The 13,092-nt window shown below is 38.3% G+C and carries 13 protein-coding genes and 3 tRNA genes; 14 read left to right on the forward strand and 2 right to left on the reverse strand.

Translation table 11 applies throughout. From position 1 onward, the window contains the following. Positions 1–100: 100 nt before the first annotated feature. From BM086_RS19925 to BM086_RS19940, 4 genes are all read left to right on the forward strand, one after another. Positions 101–173, forward strand: a tRNA-Asn gene (locus BM086_RS19925). Positions 174–237: 64 nt separating this feature from the next. Then, positions 238–309, forward strand: a tRNA-Glu gene (locus BM086_RS19930). 7 nt (positions 310–316) lie between these two features. After that, positions 317–387: transfer RNA gene (locus BM086_RS19935), tRNA-Cys, on the forward strand. Positions 388–462: 75 nt separating this feature from the next. Beyond that, the gene (locus tag BM086_RS19940; RefSeq protein ID WP_092332067.1) at positions 463–1,371 is read left to right on the forward strand and encodes a S1 RNA-binding domain-containing protein; all 909 of its coding nucleotides are present in this window, start codon (positions 463–465) and stop codon (positions 1,369–1,371) included. Positions 1,372–1,426: 55 nt separating this feature from the next. On the opposite strand, the gene gnpA is transcribed toward BM086_RS19940, so the two are convergent. Then, on the reverse strand, positions 1,427–3,589 hold the full coding sequence (gene gnpA / locus BM086_RS19945; protein WP_092332070.1) for a 1,3-beta-galactosyl-N-acetylhexosamine phosphorylase: 2,163 nt from the start codon (positions 3,587–3,589) through the stop codon (positions 1,427–1,429). 23 nt (positions 3,590–3,612) lie between these two features. Further along, positions 3,613–4,650, reverse strand: a complete 1,038-nt coding sequence (locus BM086_RS19950) for a glycoside hydrolase family 88/105 protein (protein ID WP_092332074.1) — start codon at positions 4,648–4,650, stop codon at positions 3,613–3,615. 273 nt (positions 4,651–4,923) lie between these two features. On the opposite strand from BM086_RS19950, the gene BM086_RS19955 reads away from it, so the two are divergent. The 10 genes from BM086_RS19955 to BM086_RS20000 form a co-directional block, all read left to right on the forward strand. Further along, positions 4,924–5,886: an AraC family transcriptional regulator gene (locus BM086_RS19955; RefSeq protein ID WP_092332079.1), complete on the forward strand. Its 963-nt coding sequence runs from the start codon at positions 4,924–4,926 to the stop codon at positions 5,884–5,886. A 192-nt stretch (positions 5,887–6,078) separates the two neighbouring features. Then, positions 6,079–7,035 (forward strand): ABC transporter permease, encoded by a 957-nt coding sequence (locus BM086_RS19960; protein ID WP_092332082.1) that lies wholly within the window; start codon positions 6,079–6,081, stop codon positions 7,033–7,035. A 31-nt stretch (positions 7,036–7,066) separates the two neighbouring features. Next, positions 7,067–7,996, forward strand: coding sequence for a carbohydrate ABC transporter permease (locus BM086_RS19965; RefSeq protein ID WP_092332123.1), 930 nt, complete (start codon positions 7,067–7,069; stop codon positions 7,994–7,996). A 62-nt stretch (positions 7,997–8,058) separates the two neighbouring features. Then, positions 8,059–9,813, forward strand: coding sequence for an extracellular solute-binding protein (locus BM086_RS19970; RefSeq protein ID WP_092332093.1), 1,755 nt, complete (start codon positions 8,059–8,061; stop codon positions 9,811–9,813). Between the two features lie 274 nt (positions 9,814–10,087). Continuing rightward, complete coding sequence (locus tag BM086_RS19975) at positions 10,088–10,804, forward strand: NAD-dependent protein deacylase (RefSeq protein ID WP_092332097.1); 717 nt, start codon at positions 10,088–10,090, stop codon at positions 10,802–10,804. Positions 10,805–10,931: 127 nt separating this feature from the next. Next, a complete protein-coding gene (locus BM086_RS19980) occupies positions 10,932–11,114 on the forward strand; it encodes a DUF951 domain-containing protein (protein WP_092332103.1) in 183 nt (60 codons plus the stop codon). Between the two features lie 115 nt (positions 11,115–11,229). Continuing rightward, entirely contained in the window at positions 11,230–11,517 is a 288-nt protein-coding gene (gene rpsF, locus BM086_RS19985) for a 30S ribosomal protein S6 (protein ID WP_092332109.1), read from the forward strand. Positions 11,518–11,535: 18 nt separating this feature from the next. Next, positions 11,536–11,991, forward strand: coding sequence for a single-stranded DNA-binding protein (locus BM086_RS19990; protein WP_092332114.1), 456 nt, complete (start codon positions 11,536–11,538; stop codon positions 11,989–11,991). An 18-nt stretch (positions 11,992–12,009) separates the two neighbouring features. After that, positions 12,010–12,273 (forward strand): 30S ribosomal protein S18, encoded by a 264-nt coding sequence (gene rpsR / locus BM086_RS19995; RefSeq protein WP_026489979.1) that lies wholly within the window; start codon positions 12,010–12,012, stop codon positions 12,271–12,273. A 248-nt stretch (positions 12,274–12,521) separates the two neighbouring features. After that, positions 12,522–13,092: IS607 family transposase (locus BM086_RS20000; RefSeq protein WP_092332119.1), on the forward strand; the 571-nt coding region annotated here is incomplete at its 3' end.

Consider the following 13,092-nt stretch of genomic DNA (forward strand, 5'->3'; position numbering starts at 1 on the left):
AATAGGTCGAGGGCTTATCCAAAAAGATAAGATGTATAGGGAAAAAGGATTTAGATTAGTCAGTGTTCGGTTTTGAAGGTACAAGTCAAGAAGATAATAATCCTCAATAGCTCAGTCGGTAGAGCATTCGGCTGTTAACCGAAGTGTCGTAGGTTCGAGTCCTACTTGGGGAGCTTGTCAAAGGAAACTTTGATAAAAGAAGGAAGACTGTTACTAAAGTATGAAACGGTCTGATGCGGCTCCGTGGTCAAGCGGTCAAGACATCGCCCTTTCACGGCGGTAACACGAGTTCGATTCTCGTCGGAGTCATTTATATGGTGACATAGCCAAGCGGTAAGGCATAGGTCTGCAACACCTTGAGCGACGGTTCAAATCCGTCTGTCACCTCTTTACCCATGAATATTTATATTCATGGGTTTTTTGTTGTATAATAAAGAAAATTGAATGTTGGGAGGAAATAAGATGGCTGAAGAAACAATGAATGATTTTAAAGATGAAATTGACAGGTCATTTAGAAATGTAAAAGAAGGAGATATTCTTGAAGGAACTGTAATAGACATTTCAGAAACTGAAATTACACTGGATTTAAGATATTATACACAGGGAGTAATCAGAGTAGAGGATTATAGTGACGATCCTAAGTTTTCAGTTTATAGAGATGTGAAAATTGGAGAAAATGTTTCTGCAACAGTTATAAGTACAGACGATGGTAATGGCAATATTCTATTGTCTAAGAAAGCTGCAAATCAGATTCTTGCATGGGATAAAATCAATGAAATTAAAGAAAGCGATGCATATGTCGATGTTGTAGTCTCTGAGGCTGTTAGAAGTGGCTGTGTTGCTTATTTGGAAGGCATTAGAGGTTTTATTCCTGCTTCGAAGCTTGACATAAAATTTGTTGATGATTCTGAGTTAGAAAGTTATGTAGGCAAGAAACTTAAAGTAAAAGTAATTACTTCGGAGAAAGAGAATAATAAATTAGTTTTGTCAGCAAAGGAATATCTAAAAGAACTTGATGACAAGCGTCGTGCTGATATTATTTCAAATATTGAAGTAGGACTTGTTACTGAGGGTGTTGTGGGGAGCTTGCAAAACTACGGAGCATTTATAAATCTGTCAAATGGAATGACAGGACTAGTACATATTTCTCAGATATGCAACCAGAGAATCGCTCATCCTTCTTCAGTTTTGAAGGTTGGACAGAAGGTCAAAGTAAAGGTTACATCAATAAAAGACGGCAAGTTAAGCTTAAGTATGAAAGCACTTGAGGATATTGCTGCTACTGAAATAACTGAAGAAAAAATAGAGTATGAAAGTGATGGAGAAGCGACAACTTCCCTTGCTGCACTGCTCAAAAAAGCTGGATTTTGAGAAAAATGCTCTGCCATGCAATTCGTATGGCAGAGCGTTTTTGTTGCTGAGGGGATTAAATCTTTTTTATTACAGTGTCGAAAGGCGCCAGGTTCTTTATGGTGACAGAACCTGAATTGAGTTTGACTGTCACGGATTGTTTTTCTGATGAATTATTTATAACTATCAACTTTTTGGAGGTTGGAAAGTAAGCACATTCGGTATAGATATTGTCGGTAAGAAAAGGCTGATCTAAAGGCATATCTGAAGCAAAAAGTAATAGATTTAAGAGAAAACGATTGTTTACTGTATTTGTTTCAAAGGAAGATAAATATATCCCCTTTCCCTTACCAAAATTATTAACTGTAAAAACAGGCTCTTTGTTATTATCAAGTAATACATGGGCTTTTCCGTCAGTTAAGTGAACTTTGCATTTTTGTGGTATAATAGTACCATTTGGAATAAGTCTTTCAACATGTTCAATTTCATATGTCCATTTTCCGTGACAGATCTTTTCAATCGTATTTTTGTCTACACCAAGCACTGAAGACATGCGGAAAACAGTGTCATGTCCTTCGACTGCTGATGGTTCATTTATACCTATGAATGAACCGCCGTTATATACCCATTTAGTTAGAACTTCTTCTATTGCTGGATTATTCCAGTTGTCACCTCCGCTCCACGCTGAACCGGCAATTCCTGCATTTATTATTACTTTGTACTTAGAGATATCTTCTTGTAATAAATCATCGAAGTCAATAAAATCTACATCAATTGGAAATCCGGATAAGCCTTCATTTACATGAATAAGATCGTTCATGTATGTTTCATGAAAATGGCCGCTAAGAGTCCAGCTTCGTATTTTTCCCCAACTGTGCAGAACTGCTATTTTCATGTCTAATTTGGCAGGCTCGCCCTCTGAGTGCAAATCACGGATTGTCCTGAATTCATTAGAAATCTTTGCTATATAGTCGATAAAATCAGGATATTTCTGTACAAGATGGAGATAGCCGCCAAGGCCTATACGGTCAATCTTGGACCTTAAAAGAGCACGTCTTGTATGCATCCAGTATTCTTTTGCATCCCTGGTAGGATTTCCTCCCGGAGCAAATGTTGGAAGCCCGCCAAGCCCAACGGGGAAAAGATAAGGATGAAGTCTTATTTCATGAGTTTTTACTTTTGCGCCTGCGCATAGCCTTACTTCATATCCTGAAAAAACACATTTAATAAGACCATCAAATTCAAAATCTTCAAACCTGTTACTGTAGGGTTCAATTCCTATCCAGCTGTCATCGTAAAATACATAGGCTTTTTTATTATAGCTATGAACAATATCAATCAGTTTACGACCAAAAGTGACGACAAATTCGTTGATGAAATCCATATAATCAAGCTGTTTTTTTGAAGGCGGCATATGGGTTACATGGAATGCACCTTTGTTTATAAAATCTTCTGCTGTTAGCTTGTAGCCGTATTTTTGAGCGAAATTGTCAAGCATTAGAGGGCTTACCGTAAAATCGTAAGAGCCCCAGTCAGTAAAAAGATTACGGTTGCGTTTACTGCTTCCCCACATCCAAACAAAATTGTAGAACATGGAAGTGAAACGAACTACAGTTGTTGCCGGATGTTCATCACACCATTTTTTTAACCATGTGATCATGTATTCCTGGGTCTTGGGATGTACAGGGTCTATTGGCATGAGATGTTCTTTATCCCAGTTATTGGTTGTATGGTTGTACATTGAGATTTCTTCCCAAATTCGATAGGCCATAAAGCTAACGGTATAACGATGCCAGGGGGTAACGTTATTAACAATTACATTCCCGGCTTCTTTTTCGAAAGTCCAAAAATTTGAACTGATTTCACGACCTGTAGTGCGGTCAAAAACCTGCCAGTACTTGATAGATTCAGGAGAATCATTTATTTGAAATTGCTGTTCAAAAAAATCATCTAATAAATGAAAAGTTATGTATTCTTCTGTTGCAACTTTAGGCTGAGTCATTAGAAAAGTCTGCTGAAGTTTATCAGTATTTTCTTTTGCCCAATCATTATGATCTCTTATGATGCAGATTGTTGAGTAAATGCCATAACCTGAATTTAGGATTTCATCAGAGAGAGAGGTGCCATCACTGTCTCTGATCATATCAGCGCCCCATTTTTCAGCAAGTTCTAATGTTAGTTTTTCATATCCAGACTCACCGGGTAAGGTGAATCCACCTCCGCATTTATTACTGTCCATAACAACCCCCATATTAGTCAGTATTATTGATGAAGCTCGTCGTATTTAATAAGGTGCGATAAGTACGCAAGAGCCAGACCCTGTCCCCATCCCTGAATCCAGTCTCTTGATATACCGCGATATCCATCTCTGTCATTCATTACAGCAGTACCGCCTGAAACATTCAAAACTCTGCCATCAGTTGATATATTAGCAAGAATACCCGGAGTGGATTTATTAATGTACTTGATATGAAGCGGATTACCCTTGTTGAGCATAGCAGCAGCAATTCCACAAGATGCAGATACTTCTTCGTAGGAATCTTTATCATCCAGCAGAGTTCTGTATAAACCATTTTCAGTTTGAAGTAGCTTTATTGATGACAGTTGTTCTTCAAGAGATCCAACAACATCCAGGTATTTAGGATATAAGTAGCATTTTGGAAGAACAATACCTACTTCGGACATTGTATAAGCAGCCCAGGCATTTGCTCGGCCCCAATAAAAGCCTGACATGTGATCCTTGGTTATATTGTTATAACCGTGATAGAAAAGACCTGAAGCAGGATCCTGTAGATACTTGATGTGCCAATAATACTGATTCAAAGCATCATCAATTAGTTCTTTGTCTTCAAGAAGAACACCTGCCCTTAACATGAAGAAGGCAGCCATGAAAAGAGTATCAGCCCAACATTGTTCAGGAAAATCATTATTTACAGAAACTGTATGCTGAAGAACGTTATCTCCAAATCTTAGTGCGGAGTTTTGAAGATAATCCAACTTACTCTTTATAATGTCCAAATATTTTTCATCATTTGAATATTCATATAAAGAAAGAAGACAATGCCCCATAGCGCATGTATTAACTGTCCATGATGGCAATCCGAGCTCGATATATTCATCTATTCTTTCCTTTAAAGTTTCTATATATTCCTTTTTACCTGTGGCGTAGTATGCTTCACATACACCGTAGTAAGCCACACCACCGGGCCAGTCCCAGGTGAGATCCATGCGCATTGTGCGTTTAACGATGGAATCTATAGTGCTTTCTATATTATTTTTTTCGTATATAAGTTTTGACATTATTATTCTCCTTGTAAAAAGATTCATTGTGCCATTTTGAGGAAATTATATTAGTGGATGGTTGAAATGTCTATTCAACTAGCAAAAAAAACTGTGCAATTTCAACTATTTGACTACAAAAAATGAATTAGGTAAAATAAACGCGTTCACGTACTAAAAAATATTTTTTCTGAATGTAACATAGGATTTGAGTAACGGATTGTGCGGAATACCTTGCACCGTCACTTTTTACCATTGATTACATCATAATAAGAATTTTTGGGGGATATTAAGATGGCTAAACCTAAAAAAACTGTAATAGAGTATAGGAATTATGAGCTTCCACTGAATTTTCCGGTTCTTTTACTTACGGGAGACAGGTGGCATATATCTGATGTGAAGTCTGGTAAATTGCACTTCCATAATTGCCTTGAGATTGGAATTTGCCACACTGACAGTGGGTATATAGAATTTGGTAATACGCCGGTTACTTTTAAAGCGGGAGATATGACGTTTATTTCTAGAAATGTTCCACATACCACCTATAGCAGCAAAGGAGAGGCGAGTCTGTGGTCTTATATTTTTATACAGCCGGATGAGCTACTAAAAGGCATGTATTCGGATTCTTCACCATATGCAAACATATTTGTGGATATGCTCCAGAACTCGCAATTGATCATAAACAGAGAGAAATATCCGGATATCTATTTTATCCTGAAAACAGTGATGGAGGAACTTGAGCAGAAGGGGATGAATTATCAGATATCGGTAAAAGGCCTGATGCTTTCTCTTTTCATGAAGCTTATGAGGATTTATGCGGAGGAATGTGGTAAGAAAAGTGATAATAAGGTTGCCCATGATAACGCAATAGTAATCTCGCCTGCGCTTGATTACATTAAGGAAAATTATATGATGAATTTTCCTATTGAAGAATTGGCTGATATGTGCCATTTGAGCCAGACGCATTTCAGGCGCGTATTTCACGAGATTATGAATACGAGTCCGTTAAACTATCTGAATACCACAAGGATTCTGCAATCCTGTATACTGCTTAGGACTACAGAGGAGTCTATTTTGACTATATCGGAACAGGTTGGCTTTAGGTCGGTGTCGAGCTACAACAGGCATTTTTCTGAAATAATGGGGACTCAGCCTAGTGACTGGCGGCATAAAATGGCCAGAGTGGATAAAGCATCCATACTTGAATATACAGGTTGGATGCAGGCACAAAATCTTTCAGATAAAAAGGATCGCTGAACGTAATAGCGAAAACGTTATAGTATAAAAGTGCACAAAAAAATAGTCTTTCTTTTGGGAATAAGCAACATTTCATACTAAAAATATTTTCTTAAATGGTTGATTATGCATAGTTTTTTTGACTAAGTGATTAGATATACAAACTAAATTATTTTAGGATTGTCATATAAAAGGGGGAGGGGTAATAAAAGTATGAAAAATATAAAAAACAGCAACGAAAAAGCTGCCGTTAAAACAAAAGTTTCCTGGCAAAGTGCACTTAAACGTGACTGGCAGTTGTATCTTCTTTTGCTGATTCCACTGATATTAGTAATAGTCTTTTGCTACGGAGCATATCCGGGACTTAGAATGGCATTTATGGACTACAAGCCGGCTAAGGGGTATGCGGGGAGTAAATGGGTAGGTCTTAATACCTTCAAGAAAGTATTCAAGGACGCAGATTTTACGAGAGCACTAAGAAATTCAGTGGCATTTAATCTGTTGGATCTTTTTGTAGGGTTTCCGATGCCTATTATCCTGGCACTTATCCTTAATGAATTAAGGTATAAGAGATTTAAGAAGGTGTCGCAGACAATTCTTTATCTTCCCCACTTTTTGTCATGGGCGATCATAGGAAGTGTTGCACTTACAATGTTTAAGCCATCAAGTGGACTTGTGAATATAGCTCTTATGAATGCAAACCTTATTGAACAGGGAATACCCTTTTTGAATGAGAAATGGCATTGGGCTATAACATACTTATTGATCGGCGTATGGCAGGGAATGGGATGGGGAACAATCCTATATCTTGCAGCGATTACCGGAATCAGTGGAGAACTTTACGAGGCTGCAATGATAGATGGAGCCAATCGTTGGCAGAGGATGCTTCACATTACTCTTCCCGGAATCAGAAGCACAATCGTAACACTTCTTATCATGAATCTTGGTCGTGTTATGGGAAGTAATCTTGAGAGACTTACAGCACTTGGAAATACTCAGGTAAAAGAATTCCAGTATCAGTTGGCAGTATATATTTATCAAAAAGGTATAAGCAATAACAAGTTTAGCATGGCAACAGCTGTGGGACTGTTTCAGTCTGTAATAGGCGTGGCTCTGGTTCTTTTGTCAGACAGGATTGCTAAGAAACTTGGCGAAGATGGCTTGTTGTGATTGGGGGATAAACATGGATTGGGGGATTAAGATGGAGAAGACTAAGGTTGCTCAGAGTGAGGAAAGTATTTCTTCCGGGGGAGCAAATGCTGTTATAGGCTTCAAAATAAGCGATGCGATAATGATGTTTATCATTGTTCTGCTGTGCGCGACTTGTGTTTTGCCATTTATTCATGTTGCTGCAAAATCAATTTCCGGTAATACAGCAGTAATGTCACAGTCGGTTTATTTTTGGCCGAAAGATATCACATTTGATGCATTTACAAGGGTATTTAAAGATGAATCGATGACGAGATCGATGATCTTTTCTGTATGGGTTACGCTTTTGTTCACATTTCTTGGTATGTTTGTGTGTACCTGCGCGGCGTATCCTTTATCTAAAAAAAGACTGAAAGGAAGACCGGTTATTACTTTTTTACTAATGGTTCCGATGTATTTCACTGCCGGTATTATTCCTTCGTATATTCTGTATTATCAACTTCACATTTTGGATACGTTTTGGGTACTGATTCTTCCGCTTATTTATTCACCGTATAACATGCTGATAATGAAGAATTATTTCCAGAGTACTATCCCGGATAGCCTTGAGGAATCGGCATTCTTGGATGGAGCTACAAATTTTCAGATTTTGTGGAAAATAGTACTTCCGCTGTCAAAGCCTATTTTGGCTACATTATCACTTTTTTATGCGGTTGGTCGTTGGAATGCATACGCTGACAATATGTATTTTACCAGATCTGCTGATCTTAAAATGATACAGTACAAGCTTTACCAGCTTGTTGCATCAGCTACAGAAGCTCAGAATGCATCTCTTGCTGATACCGGTGGAGTGGTTCAGTCTACACCTGAGGTATTACAGGCGGCATGTATCATGTTTGTTACTATTCCGATAATTATTATTTATCCTTTCCTTCAGAAATATTTTGTACAGGGGACAATGATAGGAGCTGTAAAGGGTTAAATAAAATGATTCTAAGCCGTGAAATCGGCATGAGAAGATAATTTCTTTTAAGGAGGACGAAAATGAAAGGGTTAAAGAAAAAATCACTATCTGTTGCACTGGCAGCAGCAATGGTAGCAGGAACAGTTGTGGGATGCGGCGATACTGGTGCAGATTCTGCTACAAATGAGCAGGCACAGCCGGCTGAAAAGACAGAATCTCAGACTTCTACTGAGACAACTACAGAATCAAAGGATACTGCAGAAGCTTCTACAGATACAGCAGCAAGTGAAGGCGGACTTACTCCATTTGAAAACGAGGTAACACTTCGTATTGCGGTATATGACAGAGGTGATGCCGGAAATGGCTGCTCTGATGTTGAGAATAACTATTGGACAAAATGGGTTCAGGAGAACTTTGGAGATAAGTACAATATCAAAGTTCAGTATGTTGGAATTACACGTTCTGACGTTATGACAGATTATGCGATGCTTGCTTCAACTAATACACTCCCAACTCTTTGTATGGAATATGATTATGATAAGCTTGCTACATGGGCAGCTGACGGATATCTTCAGCCTATTGATATTGAACAGTTTAAGACTATAGCTCCTACATATTGGAAGAACATGGAGGAGAATGGCCTTACAGGATATACCAAACTTGGTGATGAAGACTACATGGTACTTGGCAAAAGACCTTATGGTAACACAAACTATACTTTCGTAACCTGGTATCGTAAAGACTGGCTCAAGGAAGCAGGATTAAGCGAGGATTATCCTGCTACAAGTACAGATCTTCTTGCAGCTCTTGAAAAAATGGTTGCTAATGGACATGAATATCCTCTTAGCGGATCAAAGGTTTCAGGCGCGGGCGCAGATCAGAACTATAGCTTTAGAGATTATCCACAGGATGAGACAACATGGGCTACAACAGGCGACTATCAGATTCCGGCTCTTTCAACTGAGGCACAGAAGAGACTTCTTAAGTGGAACAATGTACTATACAATGATGGATACATTAACCCTGAGTATTATTTAAGAAGCGCTGACGATGTAAAAGCTGATTTCACAAATGGCAAGGCTTTCCAGTGGTCAGGATATGTTTCATCTACTATGGATGTTCTTAATTCTTTCTATGAGAATAATCCAGATGCAGAACTTGGCGTAGTTGTATGCGATAGCAAATTTGTACAGGATACAACATGGGGCTCAAGCAATGCTTTCCGTCCTAACAATATCTTTGGCGCAATGGTTGCATTTGCAAACAATGCTACAGAAGACGAAGTTAAGGCTGGTGAGATGTACCTTGAGTGGATGGCTCAGGATGAGAATCTTTTCACAATGACATGGGGCATCGAAGGAAAGAACTTTAATTACGATGAGAATGGCAATCCTGTAGCAGTTGGTGATCAGTCAGGTCTTGAGGAACAGCAGGGACACAACAACAACGTTGACTATTGGATGGTTGTAACAGCTTCTAAGTCATTTGGTGATATTGAAAAAGACATCAAGGCTATCAATCCTCAGGGACTTCCACAGGATTTCTATGAAGACATCCTTGCAAACTACAAGGGACAGCTTGCTATTTACGAGGCTGGTTATGCAAATGTTGACTGCCTGTTTGGTGGCGCACTTGAATCAGTTACAGAATATGGCACATCACTTAAAGAGGAAGTATATCCTGAATATCGTGATAAGCTTGTAATGTGCAAACCTGAAGAGTTTGATGCTCTTTATGAAGAATTATCTCAGAAATATCTTGAAGCCGGTTACCAGGAAGTTATCGATGAGAGAGCTCAGATGCTTAATGATGGAAAGACTACAAGACTTCAGTAATTGAAAAACATAAAACGGTGAATGCGGATTTCGCGTGAGGGAGATGAGAGATTGCTCAAAAAGGGCAGTCTCTCATTTTTTGTTGCACAAGACCGGCAAGCGAATGGATGCTTGCATACAAATTCATTTGCCGGTCGTAAGAACATGGAGCACGAAGTGCGGAATGTTCGTGTGTAAAATCGAGCCTACTCGATTTTAGTAGAATTATCGTGGTAAAATAGTTATTGGATTATTTGAGAGTTATGAGTTGCCTATTCGGGTGGAAAGGGGATTTATGGACGATCAGGTTAAAAAATTGAGGGAAATAATAGAACAGTCGGATAATATTGTTTTCTTTGGCGGTGCCGGAGTTTCCACAGAAAGTGGAGTGCCGGATTTTAGAAGTGAGGATGGGCTATACCATCAGCATTATAAGTATCCGCCGGAGCAGATTCTTAGCCATACCTTTTATGAGAGAATGCCGGAAGAGTTTTTCAGGTTCTATAGGGATAAACTTCTTATCAGCGGAATAAAGCCCAACAAGGCTCATTTGAAACTTGCAGAGCTTGAGAAAAAAGGAAAACTTAAAGCTGTGATCACGCAGAATATTGATGGGCTCCATCAGGCAGCAGGCAGTAAAAAGGTTTTGGAACTTCATGGCAGCGTTCACAGGAATTATTGTGAGAAATGCGGCAAGTTTTATGATTTTGATTTTATGGCTAATTTCGATGGAATACCAAGATGCGATTGCGGCGGAAGGGTGAAGCCTGATGTGGTCCTTTATGAAGAAGGACTTGATATGGATGTTGTGAATGAATCTGTGAATTTTATCCGGAATGCAGACGTACTCATAATAGGAGGAACATCTCTTGCTGTTTATCCGGCTGCAGGCCTTATAGATTATTACAGAGGAAATAAACTGGTGCTGATCAATAAGTCAGCAACACCTCGCGACGGTCAGGCGGATCTGGTTGTTCAGGGGCCTATCGGAGAGATTCTGGATCAGGTTTGAGATTTTTGTAAGAATGTAAGATAAAAATATACTGTGTATTGCTGAAAAGTTTAAGCGTAGTATATAAAATTGATTGAGTTAAAAATGCTATGCTTGATATATAGCAGCAATTGTTTACGGAGAATTTATGGATTTTCAGGTTGGAAATATTATAAAGCTGAAAAAACAACATCCATGCGGGAGCTGTGAATGGGAAGTGCTTAGAGTTGGCGCAGACTTCCGACTGAAATGCTTGGGATGTGGCCATCAGATAATGCTTCCAAGAAAAGATGTTGAGAAAAATGTAAGAGGAAAAAGAAATTCGGAATAATAAAAATAAATGCTTGCATTATTGAGTGGAATGTGGTAACATACCATTCTGTGATAAATTCCTTGCTGCACTAATGAAAAGTGTGGCCAGAGACCAAAAGGAGGTAATAAATAGCATGAACAAATACGAATTAGCCGTTGTTGTTAGTGCAAAAATCGAAGACGATGCCAGAACAGCAGTCATCGAGAAGGTTAAGAAGACTATCGAGAAGCATGGTGGTCAGATTACTAACGTAGATGATTGGGGTAAGAAGAAGCTTGCTTATGAAATCGAAAAGATGACAGAAGGCTTCTATTATTTCATCCAGTTCGATGGTGAGGCAACAACACCTGCAGAAATCGAATCACGTATGCGTATTATGGATGGCGTCATCAGATATTTATGCGTTAAGAACGAGGCCTAAATAAAAGAGGACGAAAATATGAATAAAGTTGTATTATGTGGACGATTAACAAGAGACCCCGATGTAAGATATTCTCAGGGAGCTGAGCCTTTAGCAATAGCTCGTTATACACTTGCTGTTGATAGAAGAAGAGCCAGAAGCAATGATCAGAATGAACAGAACGCTGATTTTATCAGCATGGTAGCATTCGGAAAAACCGCTGAATTTGCTGAGAAGTACTACAGAAAAGGTACAAAGATTATCGTTTCGGGAAGAATCCAGACTGGTAGTTATACCAATAAGGATGGAGTTAAAGTTTATACAACAGAAGTAGTTGTGGAGGAACAGGAATTTGCAGAATCTAAGAATGCATCTGCCGGAAATGGCGGAAGCTTTGGCTCAGATTTCTCAAATAATGCACCTGCACCTTCAGCAGCAGGGGATGGCTTCATGAACATTCCTGATGGAATTGATGAGGAGCTTCCTTTCAATTAAAAATGGAGGTAAATTATAATGGCTTTTACTAAGTCTGATAAGTCTGATGCTCCTATGAGGAGAAAAGGCGGAATGCACAGAAGAAAGAAAGTTTGCGTTTTCTGTGGCAAGGATAATGTAATTGATTACAAGGATACAGCAAAGCTTAAGAAGTTCGTTTCAGAGAGCGGCAAGATTCTTCCTAGAAGAATCACAGGAAACTGCGCTAAGCACCAGAGAGAGCTTACTTCAGCAATCAAGCGTGCTCGTCACTTGGCACTTATGCCTTACGTAGCTGAGTAATCTATATAAGGAAAATAAGATTTTTTTAAGGCACTTTTTAGAAGAGATTCTAAGAAGTGCCTTTTTGTGTGACATAAAAGCGATAATTCATGTGATATTCTTTTATCGTGGCTTGAGTAAAGAAGAAAAAATATAGAATATAGTTCTCTGTTATAATTAAAAACATATAATAAAATTAAAATTATTTAATATTATATGTTACATTATCCCTTTTTGAATGATATAATCTATTTCAGAAAGGAGGACTTATGACAGCAAAAGAAGTTTTACGAGTGCTTCAAATAACAAGACCAACTCTTACCAAATATGTCAAAGAAGGAAAGCTAAAAGTAACTGTTAAGGGTAATGGTAGATATGACTATGATGTTGATAGTGTTTACAAAATGTTAAATAAAGATATTGAACGAAAAACATACCTTTATGCCAGAGTATCAACACCAAAGCAGAAAAAGGATCTTGAAAATCAAGTGCAGTTGCTAAAGAACTTCTGTTTCCAGAATGGCTATATAATCAATGGAGTCTATCAGGACGTTGCGAGTGGTATCAGTTTTGATAAGCGAAAACAGTTTTTTGAGTTATTAGACGAAATTCTTGCTGGTAAAGTCAACAGGGTAATCATAACTTATAAAGACAGATTATCAAGAGTTGGTTTTGAACTGTTTACATATTTATTTAAAAAATATGGATGTGACATCATTGTAATAAGTGAAGTTGGTTCAGAAAAACTTGATAGTCAAGAAATTTTTGAAGAAATCATTAGTTTGTTGCATTGTTATTCTATGAAGCTATATAGTAACAGGAAAGCAAAAAAGATTAAGG

It is taken from the genome of Butyrivibrio sp. YAB3001, from assembly GCF_900112195.1.
Lineage (GTDB): Bacteria > Bacillota > Clostridia > Lachnospirales > Lachnospiraceae > Butyrivibrio.